Annotated in this window: 14 protein-coding genes and 1 pseudogene; 6 read left to right on the top strand and 9 right to left on the bottom strand. The window is 61.1% G+C overall.

Translation table 11 applies throughout. The features are described 5' to 3' along the window. Positions 1-36 precede the first annotated feature (36 nt). The 5 genes from F4V54_RS05600 to F4V54_RS05580 are packed head-to-tail and all read right to left on the bottom strand — an operon-like array spanning position 37 to position 8,529. Positions 37-3,363, bottom strand: a complete 3,327-nt coding sequence (locus tag F4V54_RS05600) for an ATP-dependent helicase (protein ID WP_150386526.1) — start codon at positions 3,361-3,363, stop codon at positions 37-39. A 34-nt stretch (positions 3,364-3,397) separates the two neighbouring features. Then, entirely contained in the window at positions 3,398-6,598 is a 3,201-nt protein-coding gene (locus tag F4V54_RS05595) for an ATP-dependent DNA helicase (RefSeq protein WP_150386522.1), read from the bottom strand. Between the two features lie 3 nt (positions 6,599-6,601). Further along, positions 6,602-7,339 (bottom strand): hypothetical protein, encoded by a 738-nt coding sequence (locus F4V54_RS05590; protein ID WP_034664428.1) that lies wholly within the window; start codon positions 7,337-7,339, stop codon positions 6,602-6,604. 17 nt (positions 7,340-7,356) lie between these two features. Further along, positions 7,357-8,283 (bottom strand): DUF3152 domain-containing protein, encoded by a 927-nt coding sequence (locus F4V54_RS05585; protein ID WP_084576618.1) that lies wholly within the window; start codon positions 8,281-8,283, stop codon positions 7,357-7,359. A gap of 21 nt (positions 8,284-8,304) precedes the next feature. Continuing rightward, positions 8,305-8,529, bottom strand: coding sequence for a DUF3107 domain-containing protein (locus tag F4V54_RS05580; protein ID WP_034664430.1), 225 nt, complete (start codon positions 8,527-8,529; stop codon positions 8,305-8,307). 80 nt (positions 8,530-8,609) lie between these two features. Here F4V54_RS05580 and F4V54_RS05575 point away from each other — a divergent pair, with 80 nt between their 5' ends. Together F4V54_RS05575 and F4V54_RS05570 are read left to right on the top strand one after the other, a co-directional pair. Beyond that, on the top strand, positions 8,610-9,914 hold the full coding sequence (locus F4V54_RS05575) for a DEAD/DEAH box helicase (RefSeq protein ID WP_034664500.1): 1,305 nt from the start codon (positions 8,610-8,612) through the stop codon (positions 9,912-9,914). Continuing rightward, on the top strand, positions 9,911-11,137 hold the full coding sequence (locus tag F4V54_RS05570) for an Rv3212 family protein (RefSeq protein ID WP_034664431.1): 1,227 nt from the start codon (positions 9,911-9,913) through the stop codon (positions 11,135-11,137). The genes F4V54_RS05575 and F4V54_RS05570 overlap by 4 nt, the downstream gene beginning before the upstream one ends. Here F4V54_RS05570 and F4V54_RS05565 read toward each other — a convergent pair. After that, positions 11,134-11,625, bottom strand: a complete 492-nt coding sequence (locus F4V54_RS05565; protein WP_150386521.1) for a hypothetical protein — start codon at positions 11,623-11,625, stop codon at positions 11,134-11,136. The two genes, F4V54_RS05570 and F4V54_RS05565, sit on opposite strands and share 4 nt — an antisense overlap. A 544-nt stretch (positions 11,626-12,169) precedes the next feature. Between F4V54_RS05565 and F4V54_RS05560 the strand changes: the two genes are divergently transcribed. Then, a complete protein-coding gene (locus F4V54_RS05560) occupies positions 12,170-12,427 on the top strand; it encodes a WhiB family transcriptional regulator (RefSeq protein WP_034664433.1) in 258 nt (85 codons plus the stop codon). Between the two features lie 129 nt (positions 12,428-12,556). Continuing rightward, complete coding sequence (locus F4V54_RS11900) at positions 12,557-12,631, top strand: 50S ribosomal protein bL37 (RefSeq protein WP_095066802.1); 75 nt, start codon at positions 12,557-12,559, stop codon at positions 12,629-12,631. Positions 12,632-12,870: 239 nt separating this feature from the next. On the opposite strand, the gene F4V54_RS05555 is transcribed toward F4V54_RS11900, so the two are convergent. Both F4V54_RS05555 and F4V54_RS05550 read right to left on the bottom strand, forming a co-directional pair. Further along, positions 12,871-13,119 carry a hypothetical protein gene (locus F4V54_RS05555; protein WP_034664435.1) on the bottom strand — a complete coding sequence of 83 codons (249 nt, stop codon included), beginning with the start codon at positions 13,117-13,119 and terminating at the stop codon, positions 12,871-12,873. After that, positions 13,119-13,709 (bottom strand): sigma-70 family RNA polymerase sigma factor, encoded by a 591-nt coding sequence (locus F4V54_RS05550; RefSeq protein ID WP_034664436.1) that lies wholly within the window; start codon positions 13,707-13,709, stop codon positions 13,119-13,121. Before F4V54_RS05550 ends, F4V54_RS05555 begins: the two co-directional genes overlap by 1 nt. A 28-nt stretch (positions 13,710-13,737) precedes the next feature. Between F4V54_RS05550 and ybaK the strand changes: the two genes are divergently transcribed. Further along, positions 13,738-14,208 (top strand): Cys-tRNA(Pro) deacylase, encoded by a 471-nt coding sequence (gene ybaK, locus F4V54_RS05545; RefSeq protein WP_249041235.1) that lies wholly within the window; start codon positions 13,738-13,740, stop codon positions 14,206-14,208. Here ybaK and F4V54_RS05540 read toward each other — a convergent pair. After that, the gene (locus F4V54_RS05540; RefSeq protein ID WP_034664438.1) at positions 14,154-14,840 is read right to left on the bottom strand and encodes an SOS response-associated peptidase; all 687 of its coding nucleotides are present in this window, start codon (positions 14,838-14,840) and stop codon (positions 14,154-14,156) included. The two genes, ybaK and F4V54_RS05540, sit on opposite strands and share 55 nt — an antisense overlap. A gap of 35 nt (positions 14,841-14,875) precedes the next feature. Between F4V54_RS05540 and F4V54_RS05535 the strand changes: the two are divergent. Then, positions 14,876-15,180 (top strand): annotated as a pseudogene (locus tag F4V54_RS05535) (3-phosphoshikimate 1-carboxyvinyltransferase); the annotation flags it as partial.

The following is a 15,180-nucleotide window of genomic DNA, read 5'->3' as shown; positions in this document are numbered from 1 at the left end:
TGGGTCCCTAGTGATCGCGAGCGATCACTCTCATCACTAGGACTTTAGATCGGACTCTAGACCTTCGACGGCCGCGGACTGCAACAGCTCCTCCAACTCCCCACGTTCAGGCAGGTCAGACGGCGCGAAATCCTCGCCGGTACGTACGTAGAAAAATACGGCATTGATTGTGCGGCCATCATCAGCAATACGACGCCATGCCTCCTTATACACCGCCAACTGGAGTTTGGCCGCACGCATTTCTGCCGCTTGCGGTTTGCCACCAGTTTTCCAGTCAACGATGGTCCAGGACCGCTCCCCCGTCACTGGGTCCGGCGCGTCGAGGAAGATCGCATCGATACGGCCACGGACAGTGGACGTACCCAGATCAATCTCAAAGGGGTGCTCAATGTGTTCCGGTGTGCGCCCGGCCCACTGGCTGTTTCCAAAGGACTCTTTGAGGCGGGCCAAGGTGGCGGCGTCAACGTTGGGTTCAGTGTTGCCAGGCAATTCATCGTCGTCAAGCAGAGGGCACGCCCCGAAGAAACCTTCCACCCATTCGTGGAACGCTGTTCCGCGCTTGGCGTAGGAATTCGGCTTGAACGGCACCGGGCGACGCGCGCGGCGAGCAAATTGCTCTGGGTCAGCGCGCAGAGCGACGATATCTGATGCGGTCAGCGTGCCCGGCATAGCCACCGCGACCTCCGGGCTTTGTGCGGCGATGTGCTCATTGATCAGCGCCGTGACATCGTTCTCCCACTGGGTGAACAACTCGCCGTCCGCATCAGTGCGGGTGCTATCCGGCTTCTCCGGCAGGTTGGCCTGCGCGGCGCGTACTTTCGCTGCGCCGGCGAGCGCCTCGGGTTCGGCTGCGTAATTTGGCCAGATCCCTTCGTGCGCGGCGGTAGCGTCGAGCTCCTCCTCACCAGCTTCACCATCCCACCACTCGATGACATCGGCGGCAGGTGTGCCATTCAGCGCGACGTCCTTGAACGGCAGGAAATGCTCGTAGGGCTTCGCCTCTGCCTTGCGGCCAGCGACCTTGGCCGAAGCAGTGACGATGAGGCGTTTCGCGGCGCGGGTAACCGCAACGTAGAAAAGACGCGCGGATTCTTCGCCCAAATCTTTCCGCTTCTGATCCAGATATTCCTTGGTCAGATTTTGGAAATCGGAGCGGGTGTCCGCATCCGCCAAAGCGTTGTAGGAATCATCCGGCACGTACGGCACCTGGGTGAGGAAGGTGGCCACCGTAGACCCGTAGGTTTTCTCATCGGCATGCGCCACCGCAACAGTGTCCCACTCCAAGCCCTTGGCTTTGTGCGCAGTGAGGATGTGCACGCGGTCACCGCTGGTCACCACAGCGCCTGGTTCCAAGCCGTCTTCGTGTTCGGCGGCGAGGTCGAGGTAGCTCAAGAAACCTTCCAGGTCTGAGCCGGGATAGGAGAAAACGACCTTGGCAAAGGCATCCAGGTGCACCGCGCCCGTGGGGGAATTGCGGGAGAGCACTTCCGTGCGGATGCCGAACACCGAAATGATGTCCGCGAAGAGATCCGGCAGGCGCTTGCCCAAGCTGTACTTGCGCAGGTGGCGGAGTTTCGCGGAGAGCTCCTGCAGGCGCACGAGCCCTTCTGTGCTGTAGCGATCCGTCTCCCCTAAATCCGCAACAGCATCGGCGAGGCCAACATGGCGTTCGTTCTCGCCCTTGGTGTTCTCCGCATCGGCGATGAGCTCAGCCAGCTGGACCTGCAGGCGCTCACGCGCATCCACATCGGGGCCAAGTTCATCCACGGCGCTGCCGTGGCGGCGACCACCGGCGAGGTTGAGCGCGCGTTGGGATAGCGCGCTGATGTCTTTCAACCCAAGACCACAGGCCGGGCCGGCAAGGATCCGCAGTGCGGCCGTGGAGTCTTGCGGGTGCACGAGCATGCGGGCAACGGCGACCGTATCTGCGATCTCCGGCACCGTGAGCAAACCTGCAACCCCCACGATTTCGTAGGGCACACCGCGCTGTTCCAGGGCTTCGGCAAAGTGCGCCGAGTGCCGGTTCTTCCGCACCAGAATCGCCGACTCCACGGCTTTACCCGAATTGATTTTCTCGGTGTAATCAGCCGCGATCGCATCCGCGATGGCTTCAACTTCTTGATCTTCGGTGGCGAAGTATCCGATTTCCACTTGGCCGGGGCTTGCGTCCGGCTTCGCTTCCAGCGGCTCCACCGCCCGTGGCGCGCCATCAGGGGAACCAAGCACTGCGTCGGACACAGAGTTAGCCAACTCAAGGACCTCCGGCGGGTTACGCCAGGACGTGATCAACTGTGCCTTCGGCGCAGGGCGCCCGTCCGCCAGCGGGAAATCCTCCACAAAGGCGGCCAGGTTCGCCGCTGTGGCACCACGCCAGCCGTAAATGGCCTGCATCGGGTCACCAACGGCAGTGACGGTAAGGGGGTGCGCGTGGCGTTCAGGATCATCGGCGTTATCCCCGAATAGGCTGCGCAGCAGCACGCGTTGGGCATGGGAGGTGTCCTGGTATTCATCCAGCATGACCACGCGGAACCGGTCACGCTGGGATGCGCCCACGGCCGCGTGCTCACTAGCGAGCTTGGCGGCCACGGACATTTGCTCGTTGAAGGTCACCACACCACGGGCGCGAAGCTCAGCGGCGAGTTCGCCAGCCAGTTCCGCGTAGGCCGTGCGGAGCTGCTGGGTATTCACCCACTTCTGCACTTCTTTGTTGTAGTTTTCTCGTGCCTTACCGCGAGGAAGTTCAGCCACGCTCTTGATAAAGGCCTCTGCTTCTTCCTTGATGCGCTCCGGCGGGTAAACCTCATTGCCCATGGAGTTGACCAGCGCCAAAAGCGTGTCCACCACTGTGTCCACCGATGGGTTCTTGCTCACTCCCTCCAGCAGTGCACCGGCGTGGTTGGACACCACGTCCCAGGCGATGGAGTGCAGTTCCGCATCCGTGATCAGGCGTGCATCCGGTTCAACCGGTACGAGCAGCCCGTATTCACGGATGAGGGAGCCCGCATAGGAGTCATACGTGGATACCGTCGGGGCGATCGCGGTGAGGTTCTTGGCCAGTTGCCCCGTCGGGTCCAATCGGCGCACCAACTGCTCATTGGCGGCGAGGCGCTCCAAGCGTTTACGGATGCGCTTGCCTAGTTCTTGTGCTGCCTTGCGGGTAAACGTCAGACCAAGGACTTCTTCCGGGCGCACGTAGCCGTTGGCCACCAGCCACACCACACGCGATGCCATGGTTTCGGTTTTGCCGGCACCAGCACCCGCAACCACGAGGAGTGGGCCGGGTTCCGCGCCGATGATCGCCGCTTGTTGGTCCGTCGGCGGGAACTTATCCTCCAAGTATTTTGAGAGCACGCGTGGCTTCATCGGGGTTGTCGCAGCGTGCGCTTCATGTCCTGTGTTAACCACGGGTGGTCACCTCTCCTTCAGGCTGGGCGGGGCAAATGTTTTTGATCTGGCAAAAATCACAATGTGGACCAGTCACCGCGCGTAACTGCGGCCCCGTCATTTCAGCGGGCAGGGGCCTGATCAGTTCTGTGAACTCAGCGCGCTGTTCTTCATCTTTGGGCGCCTGTGTCCTCGTGGTCACGCCGACGGTCTCCGCCGCGGGATACACCAGGGTGCCACCACCGACAGCCAGGGGTGTTTCCCCTTCAGCGGCGGTAACCACTGCCCCATCGCGCCACGCCCCGTGGGACAGTGCCAGCTGGTAGGCAAGTAGCTGCGGGTGCTCTTCGATCTCCTTGCCTGAGACCGCGTACTTGGACGTCTTCAGGTCCACCACATGCACAGGCGCTGAGTCATTCGTGCTGTCACCTTCGCGTTCAAGCCGGTCAATGCGTCCACCAATCACCACACCAGGGGCGACTTCCACGTGCACGGGCACTTCCACGCCCAGAAGGTCAAAGGTCCCGCGGGTATCGTCAACCCATTTCGCGGCCCTATCCAGCATCTCCTCAAAAGCAGCCAGGTCATTGGTGCGCTTCCACGCGGGGACGTCGAAAAGCTCGGTGTACGCCTTGATGGTGTCCGCACGGGCCAGCTCAGCGTCAGCGCCTCGGCCGAGTGCCTCGAAGAAGAAGTGCACGAGCGTGCCACGGGTCATCGCATCCGTCGATGTTGCGGTGATGTCGCGCTCCAGCACGTTGCGCATTGGGCATTGAAGCAGGCCCTCAATGCGTGAGGGCGACAGCCGGCTGGGCGGCTCCATCGCTTCGCTTGTCGACGGATCTCTCACTGCCCACCACTGCCCCGGATCCGCCCCCGGAATCCCTCCTTCCGCCATCCGCGCAAGCTGGCGTGCGGCTTGGTTTGCGTGTTCCTCATCCGCTTCGGGGTCAGTGACCACGCGGCGCAGCTCCGCAATCACATCCTCAGCGGCCAGGACGCGCACGCGAACGTAGCTGTATGGATCTTCCTCATCGCTTGCTGCATCACTCGCGCCTGTTGCGGGTTGTGCCTGCGGGATCTCTGCCACATCTGGCACCACCATCGTTCGGGCCGCGCCTGTCTGGGCAGCGAAGGCGGCGACAAAGCGGGACGGCTCCACCACTTCATCACCCTCCGGGCTGTCGACTGCAGTGACGAGGACGTGTTCCGTTGCACGGCTCACAGCCATGTGGAACAGGTGGTTTTCTTCCTTGAGGCGGTCCGCAGTGTGGGACACCGGTGTAGCCGGGTCAATGCCTTCATCCACCAGGTCAATGAGGTCTTCTTGGCGCATAAGCGTGCCAGTTTCACTCAACGTAGGCCACGTCAATTCTTGTACGCCACTGACAATGACACGGCGAAATTCTCTGCCAGCTGCACCGTGCGCGGTGAGCAGCGGCACGGCATCCGGAACCGCAGTACGGCGGTCACGCACACCCGTGGGCAGTTCTTGTTCCTCAATGTGGGCGATGAAGGAATCGATCGTGGCGGTGGGGCGACGTTCGGTGAAATCCCCCGCCGCGTCAAAAAGTGCCATCATCGCATCCAAATCACGGTCCGCCTGGGAACCGCCGGCACCACCGCGCAGGGCGATGGCCATCAGGCTGTCCGCCAGCTTCGTTGCTGACCACACGGCCCACAGGACTTCCTCGACGCTGCCGCCGGCTTCCAGTTCCGCACGGCCTGCTTCAAGAACGCTGCGCATCCGGGTGAGAATAGCCAGTTCCCGCTCCGTCAGCATTGAGCCAAAGTCCGGCAGCTCCCCGCGCTGGTTGAGCAGCTCCCGCAGGGTGTCCTCCGCGCGGGCTTCGGGCTGCCAGCGGCGCAGGCCTCGCAAAAGACGGCGTAGGGTCACTGGATCCACTCCACCTACTGGGCCGAGGAGGAGCTGGCGCCATTGCGCCATGCTCAACTCCTCATTGCCACTGCCATTGCTGTTATCGCTGCTATCACTGTTACCGCTGCGTAACGCACGCAAGCCCAACAGCATGGCCATGACAATCTTTTGTTCACTGAGCACAACGTCTGTGGGGTTGACTGCCACGGGCACACCGGCCTGCAACAGGGCGCGACGCAGCGGTTCGATCATGCCGGCGGAACGAACAATCACGGCCATGTCACTCCACGGCACGCCATCACCCAGGTGAGAGCGGCGCAGAGCATCCACTACGGTGGCGTGGTTGAGTGCCTCAGAAGGCGCAATGGCCACAGCCGCGGACGGGTTGCGCCGGGTGGCGCCGAGGTCCACCAGGTTCACATCCACACCAGTGCGCGCGGGGACATCGCGCTCAAAATTGGCAACGAACAGCGGGGAGGCACCCCGGAAACGGAACACGGACTGCTCCAGGTCACCGCCAACAACAGCCAGGTCCGCTTCAGCCACCAAACGGGACACCAACTGCCCCGAAGCAGGATCAAGATGCTGGGCATCATCCACGATGACGGTGTGCCAAGTGCGCGGCAGCGGTGCCCGCAACACCTGGTCCACCAGCTCCGAAGCGGAGTAACTGCGGGCACCGTAGAGGGCCATGACCGCCTGGTACTCGGCGAGGAAATCACCGGCAGCGCCCCAAGTGGGAATATTGTGCTGCTCCCCCATCTCTTTCAGTTGTGCCGGTGTGAGTGTGCGCTCCACCACACGCAGCAAAAAATCACGCAGTTGGCGGGCAAAGCCCACCATCGGCAACGCAGGGCGGAGTTCTTCAGGCCACGACCCGCCCCCGTCTTCCACATGGCCCTGGAGGAGTTCACGGATAGCAAAGTCCTGCTCCGCGCCAGAGATCAAACGAATCTGGCTACTTTCACCGCCATCTACCGGTTCAGCTGCACGAAGGAGAGCAAAGGCGAGGGAGTGAATGGAACGCACAATCGGCTCATCCGCAACGAAGCCCAAAGTGGCCAGTTTGTCCGATAATTCCTGGCGGACTCGCGCGCCCGATTCTTTGGAAGCGGTGATCACCACAACCCCGTTGGGGTCCGCACCAGCGGCAATGCGGGCGGCAGCCGTGTCAATGAGGAAGCTGGTCACACCCGAACCTGCTTTTCCGGTCACCTTCCACACACCGGAGTCCGGCAAAGCAACTGGCCACTTTCGGTCATGCACCGTGCGTTCACGTCGAACGAGGTAAGCCCGCGGGTGTGGTGGTAGCGCGGGTGTTTGCGGGGAGTTCATGCCCTACAGTGTTGCACCTCGGTACGACATCAGCAGGGACCCCACCCGGTCAATATTCGAACTAAAATTCGTATCAGCTACGAAAGTTGCGGCCAAACTAGTGCGGTACTCCAGCGCCCGCTCACATAAAAACAGCAGGTCTGGGATGTGCGACCAGCGGTAAACAACAGCGTCGTCGACAGCGTCGGCCAAAAGCCCGTCGATAAGCGTGAGCGCGGCGCTGTACCCCTGTGGGCGCGGACCTTCTGCGGGCACGATGTCAGTCAATGCGGGCGGCAGCGAGCCCTCAAAAATGCAGCACCCGAAAAAATCAGCGTGGCTGAGCTGACCGCCCTTGATGTAATCGGAATACCCGGCCCATACGGCGCGATCGGCGCGCGCCCACACATCATCACGGTCAAGCGAGGGGGCAGAAAAATAGGCCATCGCTTTGTCAAAACGCAGCGCAGCGGCAATCGCTTCGTCCACGCGGTGACCAGGCTCCCCCTCCACAAAATCGGAGGCACGGTAGCCCGAAACGGTGAAGCGACCATCCGTCGTCCGCACCGGACGCACTACTCGCACCCCTGGTACGGCGACCTTCTCCCGCAACTTAGATGACCACGTGGCGTGCGCGGGTGCTTCCGCAATGACCATCCGGCCGAACCGCACACCATTACCCCACTCCGGACCGAGCGGAACAGGGCTTGAATCACCCGCCTGAAAAGACGTCAGAACATGTCCCGGAATAGTCTTCACCACACTGTCCTCCTACAGCCTTACAGCACAGCCGGCCGCGGGTATGGCCACGGGTTCGCGCGACACGTATCGTTGTTTTCCGGATAGACCTCCTCCGGACTGAGGTCATAAAGCTCCTTGTTGTTCAGGCTCAGCGTCTGCTGCATCATAATCGGCGCCAGATCCCCATTAGCCGGGCATGGCTCATGCGCCGCGTAGCCCAGCGCGTGACCCACCTCATGGTTGATCACATACTGACGGTAGCTGCCCAAATCCCCCTGGAAAGGTGCCGCACCGCGCACCCAGCGTGACTCGTTGATGAGCACCCGGTCCCCCTCATCCTCGTTGAAAATACGGCAGGACGTTTCCAGCCCCAAATCATCACCACAAGTAGTACGAGCTGTTCCCACAGAGATCAACTGAATACGCAAATCCGGATGATCATCGGAACCAACATGCTCAAAGCGCACATTTGGGTCATTTGTCCACCCCCGCGGATCCGCCAACGTGGCATCCACCATTGCGGCAAAAGCGTCATCCCCACCGTAGCCACGGGTATCAATTCCATCCTCCACCTCGGTGGCAAAACGCACGACCTGCTCACGGCCTTCGCCGACCTGCATACCCTTAGAACCAACCGGCCGGAAAGTTCCGCCACCTTGTTCCGTGTATGGCCCACCGGGCGGTAGTTCAGTGATTCCTACTTCACCCACTGGCATATCCTCCACCGTTTTACGCACGGAGGAACTCTGCGCCCCCTCCGGTGCGCGGGATGTGCCCACGGTCTCCTCCGCCGGGGTGGTCACAATCGACCACACCACGAGCGCCGTCACCACAATGAGCACCGGAATGGCGTAGGCACGCCAACCGTAGTTACGCACGAATTCATTCCAGGCGGAACGAAAGCGATTGTTACTCCTGTACACCTCAGCGTCGAACTCGCTGGGATAGTGGGGACGGTGAGTCATGGGGTCAAATCTATCGCGCTTCTAGCCGGAAAAGCCGACAGCACGCGGGGTGGAATTACCCAATTCGACGTAGAGGATGCGCTCCGTGCGCACCACGTATTTCATACCGCGCTCATCTTCGAGCGTGATGGTCGGTGCGCCGGATTCAATAGCCCGTGTGATGTGGTCCGAAATCTCGTCCTGCCCCTTCGGCGAGGTGATGGAGAGTTCACGGTGGCTTTCTGCCAGACCAATCTTGATTTCCATTGCGGCTATCTCACTGTCCTTTGCTCTTGACAAACTGTGCAATAGGCACATTGTAGCGGTGGGCGGTTAAGATGTTCACCGTGCCCGATCGCTTTGAACAGTCACCGCCCTCCTTCGCCGCGCTTGGCGTCGCCGCGGAGATTGTGGAGGCCCTTGCGCACAACGGCTTGACGCATGTGTTTTCCATCCAGGAACTCACATTACCCATTGCGCTGGAAGGCCGCGATCTCATTGGCCAGGCGCGTACAGGAATGGGCAAGACGCTCGCGTTCGGTGTTCCCGTTTTGGATCGCGTTTTTGATGATGCCGCGATCGCTGAGCTCGATGGCACCCCGCGCGCCCTCATCATCGCCCCCACGCGTGAGCTTGCAGTCCAGGTGGGTGAGGATCTTTTACTCGCCGCAAAAAATACGCCGGTTCGCTTATCGACGATCTATGGTGGCCGCCCTTACACCGAACAAATCAACGCCTTGAAAGCAGGTGTTGATGTTGTCGTGGGCACCCCTGGCCGCCTTTTGGACCTTCACCAGCGCGGCGACTTGGACTTGAGCAAGGTGGCCATCCTCGTGCTCGATGAGGCCGATGAGATGCTCGATCTGGGCTTCTTGCCTGATATTCAGAAGATCTGGGGCGCACTGAACCAGCCGATTCAAACGATGCTGTTTTCCGCCACGATGCCGGGTCCGATCCTGAGTTTGGCTCGCTCCATGATGAACAAGCCAATTCATATCCGTGCGGAATCCACGGAGTCCTCTCAAATCCATGACACCACGAAGCAGGTAGTGTTCTGCTCCCACAAGATGGACAAGCCGGAGGTGACCGCGCGTATCCTCCAAGCCTACGGCCGTGGTAAGACCATCATCTTCACCCGCACCAAGCGCACTGCCGCCGATGTAGCCGAAGACCTTGCCCACCGAGGTTTCTCCGTCGGCTCCGTCCACGGCGACATGGGCCAGGAAGCACGCGAGCGTTCCCTCGATGCTTTCCGTTCCGGTGAAATTGAGATCCTCGTTGCCACCGATGTTGCTGCCCGCGGTATTGATGTTGATGATGTCACCCACGTCATCAACTACCAAACCCCTGATGATCCAATGACCTACGTGCACCGCATTGGCCGCACCGGCCGTGCCGGCCGCACCGGTACCGCAGTCACCCTCGTCGGCTTCGATGAGACCCACAAGTGGAAACTCATCAACGACGACCTCGACCTGGACATGCCTGAACCTCCGTCTTGGTTCTCCACGTCCCCTGAACTCTTCGAAGCGCTGGACATCCCCGCTGACGCCGGCCCCACCGTTGGTGCCCCACGCCCCGTTCACGGCCTGCGCTCCCGGAAGCCTCGCAGTGACCGATCCGCTTCCCGTCCTCGGAGACGCCGCCGATGAGTACGAACCTACCTCTGCGCCGGACCCGCGGCGACCTCATCGCCACCGCCGTCATCGCAACGATCTGCCTGATCGCCCTACTCATCGCTTTCTTCACGGCGCCGATCCGCCAGGATCACCTTTCGCCTGCTGCCGAGGAACTCACGGACGCCGGCACCCTCGCCGCCGTACCTGAGTCCCTCACCGAATCCTTCACCCTGCCGGACACCTCACCGCAAGCGCGCCCTCTCATCGTCAACGGTGTGATTGTCACCTACAACGATGGCACCATCACCGGCACCACCCCGGACGGTGCCACCCAGTGGACCTACAAGCGCAGCGCTGAACTCTGCGGCATCGCCGGCGCATGGGGCAAGGTTGTGGCCGTGTACCGCACCAATATCGGCTGCGGTGACGTGGTGGGCATCAACGCACTGACAGGCCAGTACGCGAACACCCGCTCTGCGGGAAGCACCCCGGTGGGAACCGTCTTTTCTTCCAATGACCGCGTGGGCATCCTCGGCATTGACCGTGAGTATTCCCGCACGGAACTGTGGCGCTCCGACCTCGTGCGCACCGTGGAATATGGCGACGTGAAAGCTCCACAAGAACCAGATATGCAACCGCATCCCGGCTGCACGTTGACCTCTGCTCTGACGCGCACAGAACTTCTGGCCATCACCGAGACCTGCGAGGATGGTACATGGCTGCGGTTCCAGGACACCACTCCGGAGGATTCCCGCAAACCGGAACTGCATGAATCCGTGTCCATCCCCGATGGCGCTTACCTCGTGGCTATCAGTCAAGACGCTGCCGCCGTGCACGATCCAGCGGCGTCCACCGTCACCTCCTACTCACAGAACGGCACACAACTTCACAGCGCCCAGGTTCCCGCCTCCAATCTGCTCGCAGACTCCCCCAGCCGCATTCTTGTACCGCAGACTGCTGATCTCCCCCACAACATGACCTACTTCGACGGCCACAACTTGCTGCTCTTGGACCCGTCAGATCTCGCCGTCACCACCATTTACCAGGGTGCTCTCGGCACCGGCGTCGGTGTCAGCGACCGGCTGCTCTACCCCACCACCGAAGGCGTTGCCATCGCCGATTGGAACGTCGACCACCCCGAGCGCACCATCCGCGTTGACCGCGCCGGCTACACCGGCCCGGTGACGTTGGGGTCGGCGGGTGCCACCATCGTTGAAAAGCGTGGCGATACCGTCGTTGTCCTCGACGCTTCTTAGCCTTGCCGCGCGCGACGCTCGTCGAAACTTGCGGTTGCCCAGCTTGTGGATGCCGGGTGGAGCGCACACCCCAACGCCACCAGCCCGGCGAACAACGTGACCACACCAAGCGTGGTAGCACCGCCGCTGAACATGTACACCGAAATACCCACGAGCAGCATGTTCAGGAACACGATGAGGCTGCGCCCCCACGTGTGACCACGCAGAATACCCACGGCGCCGGCGAGCATCGGGCCGAACACCAAGAGCACGAAGATCGCGGTACCAACCCCCACGAAGGCAAACGCGGGGGTATCGGACTCCACCAACGTCTCATCCGTGCCCATTTGTGCCTGCGTGATGGCGAAGTACACGCCACACGCAATAGCGACGATCCCCTCGAGGATCGCCACAATGGCCGCGACCTTCATCGGCGCCGGGACCGTCCCCACGGCAGGGACATCAGTGGTTGTGCTCTTTAACTCAGGACTGGAAGCGTTAGAACTCACGCACATCATCCTAAGGGTTGATAGTGATTTGACGAACTTCCCACCCTCCCCCTCTTTTAACTACGTCTAAAATCCCAGTTCAAAAGGCTCTTGTCACGATCAATGCGCGGGCGATTGACCCCGTCACCCCTCAGAAAAACCTTAAAAGATGCACCAACAAATATGAATTGCATCACAATTTGGCCCCTACCCCTAGCGGAGTGTATGTAAACGTGCCATTATTCACGGGTAGCAAAAACAAAGAGCTGGTTACCCAGCCACCAACTCCAGATCACCACGGAGTTAACATCCGGTAAACGGAAGACGGGTCCCGCAACCATCGGGAACTACCGCCCACAACGCACCGGATCCGCTCAACTTTTCGCACGACTATTCATCACCGGGAAAACCCCGCGTATTTCACGCGCCTGCCCCCGTTTTTGATAGCGCCGTGAGCAAAGTGCGCCGTGGTGTGCCCCGGAGTGTGGTTTTCCACTAGTTCCACCCACGCTTAACGGCGGCGTTTTGGCGCTGCCGCACACAGACTTTTAAAGGAGACCTCATCATGGATTGGCGCCACGAAGCAGTATGCCGCGACGAAGACCCCGAACTGTTCTTCCCGGTTGGTAACTCCGGCCCAGCACTTTCCCAGATCGCACAGGCCAAACTGGTCTGCCACCGCTGCCCCGTTACCTCCCAGTGCCTGAAGTGGGCACTCGAAACCGGCCAGGATGCCGGCGTGTGGGGTGGCCTCTCCGAGGAGGAGCGCCGCGCCCTCAAGCGCCGCAACAAGCAGCGCAACCGCCAGCGCGTCACCGCCTAATTCCTTTTACTTCTGCCTAGGAGGGCATCGCCCCGCCTAGGCTGCCGATTTCCGTCGCACCCGCCCACCCCGATACAGTGATCAGACAGAGTATTTACTGTCAGTTCCATTTGGCCCAAGGAGGTCGTTATGAGCAAGCGTGGTCGTAAGCGCAAGGACCGCCGCAAGAAGAGCGCTAACCGCGGCAAGCGTCCCAACTCTTAAGCAGAGTTCAACAGTGAAGCACCCCTTCACCTGGTTTTCGAGCCGGGTGAAGGGGTGCTCCCTTTGGGGAAAGTACCGGGCCCAAGATCTCTGCCCGCTAAAACGCAAACCCCAATAAACGTTTTCAAATAAACCAGGATGGGCCGCCAGATTTCTATGGAAACTGATGCGCCCACCTGGTTTATTTGAGTTCATTTATTGCAGTTCATTCATCACGATCTGCCCGGGAACTCAAACCCCTACTTGTAATAGGTAATCGAGATGGACCGCACGATCCGCTGCCGCAGCTGCTCGGGGGCTTGGTCCTGGCAGTTGCACCGGCGGACGATCTGGCGGATCTCCATTTCGGTTTTCAGCCGGGCAAAGTTCTCGGGGCAGGTTTGGATGATGGCGCGGATTTCCTCTACGCGGGCCTGCGGGGTCTCGGGGTCGAAGAATTCGCAGAGCAGCGCTTGTGCGCGGGTTGGTTCGATGTTGCAGTCACCCATTATTTCTGCTCCTCCAGGCCAGAGTGCTCCAGGCCGATGCCTTGTTCGTTCGCTACATCCTTCAACAGTTCGCGGAGTTGTTTTCTTCCCCGGTGCAGGCGGGACATGACGGTGCCGATGGGAATGTCCAGCGCTTCGGCGATTTCCTTGTATGCCAGGCCTTCAACGTCGGAGAGGTAGACGACCATGCGGTAGTCGTCGTTAAGCGAGTTCATGGCATCCGCAATCGCGGTGTCGGGCATGTTGCGCAGGGCTTCCACCTCGGCGGATTGCAGGCCGGTCGAGTCGTGGGAGCTGGTGGTGTACAGCTGCCGGTCGGTGACATCCTCAGCGGAGGTTTCCAGTGGGCGGCGCTGCTTTTTGCGGTAGGTGTTGATGTACGCGTTTGTCATAATCCGGTACATCCACGCCTTGAGGTTGGTGCCCTCCTTGAACGAGCCGAATGCGTTGAAAGCCTTCAGGTAGGTTTCTTGCACGAGGTCTTCGGCGTCTTGCGGGTTGCGCGTCATGCGTAGCGCGCCACCGTAGAGCTGGTCCAGGAGCGGTAGCGCTTCGTCGCGGAAGCGCCGTTCAAGGTCGTTGTCGGCCATGGGCGCCATTCTAGCTAGGGTTGGTTTCATGGCTGCGAAGACTCAAGCACTTGCTGTTCTCGACGCTGCGGGCGTGCCCTATAAGCTCCTCGAGTACGCCGCGCACACGGATCATTTCGGGGATCACGCGGTGGAGGATCTGGGCATCGATCCCGCGGTCACGCTCAAAACGCTGGTCATCCACCATGAGCGGAATTTCGCGGTGTGCTGTGTCCCGGTCGTCGGCCAGCTCTCGCTGAAAAAGGCTGCAAAGGCGCTCGGCTGGAAGAACGCTGAGATGGCCACACCGAAAGACGCGCAGCGCGTCACCGGCTACATCGTCGGCGGCATCTCCCCGCTTGGCACGAAGCAAGCACTCCCAACGCTTGTCGACGCCTCCCTGGCCCCCTTCCCCACCACCTACGTCTCCGCCGGCCGGCGGGGCCTGTCGTTGGCGTTGAACCCTCAGGATTTAGCCCGCGTGGTGGGCGCTTCTTTCGCTCCGATCAGTTCCGCATAGTCATTGCGCACGTTGCCTACCTCGCTGGCAGCGGGCCACCACTCTAGGTCCTCCGCCACGCGGGAGGGGTGGATGAGTTCCAGTGCCTCCTCCGGTGTTCCCTTCACCCACTGCTCCACCTCGTCCGCCTTCAAAAACAGGGGCAGGCGGTGGTGCAGCCACGCCATGTTCTCGGTGGCGTCCGTAGTCACCATGGTGGTAGACAGCCTGTCCAGCCCCGTGTCCCACAACGCCGCCGCGTACAGCAAACCTTCTCCCGGGGTGACGTAGTAGGGCTGTTTGCCCTTCCCTTCCTGTTTCCACTCGTAGTAGCCATCGAGCACCATGAGACCTCGGCGTACCTTGAAGGCCGAGCGGAAGGAGGGTTTTTCCGCCACGGTCTCCCCACGCGCATTGAACAGGGATGCGCCGGTGTCGTCTTTCTTCCAGGTGGGAAGGAGGCCCCACCGGGCGGCGTCGATAAGCGCCTCGGAGCCGTCGATGCGCACGAGCGGAACCTGCTGGGTGGGCGCGATGTTGTAGCGCGGCGGCGGGGTGCCGTCGGGGGCGTGCACTGTTGTGATTCCGGGCAACGTGCCCACGGCTTCCAACAGTTCGTCGCCGGTGGTGAAGAGAACGAAGCGTCCGCACATGTCCCCTATTATGGCCGCTCGGTATGCTTGGCCGCATGACCTCCGATTTGTGGCCCGCCCCGTTCCATCCTGATCCGATCGTGCACACCCAGGTTGTGCCCGGCTCCAAGTCGATGACCAACCGCGCGTACGTGCTCGCCGCGTTGGCAAACCGGCAATCCACGATCATCGGGGCGCTCCATTCGCGCGACACGGACCTCATGCGCGCCGCACTGTCTGACATGGGTGTGGTGTTCACCGAAGAGGCCGAGCGCATCACTGTCACGCCCGGCGAGCTCGTCGGCGCCACGGTGGATTGCGGGCTCGCCGGCACCGTCATGCGCTTCGTCCCTGCCGCCGC

The organism is Corynebacterium tuscaniense, from assembly GCF_008693065.1.
In the GTDB taxonomy this organism is placed as follows: Bacteria; Actinomycetota; Actinomycetes; order Mycobacteriales; family Mycobacteriaceae; genus Corynebacterium; species Corynebacterium tuscaniense.
Note: the sequence above shows the minus strand (reverse complement) of the source record. Positions and strands in the feature narration are given on the sequence as shown.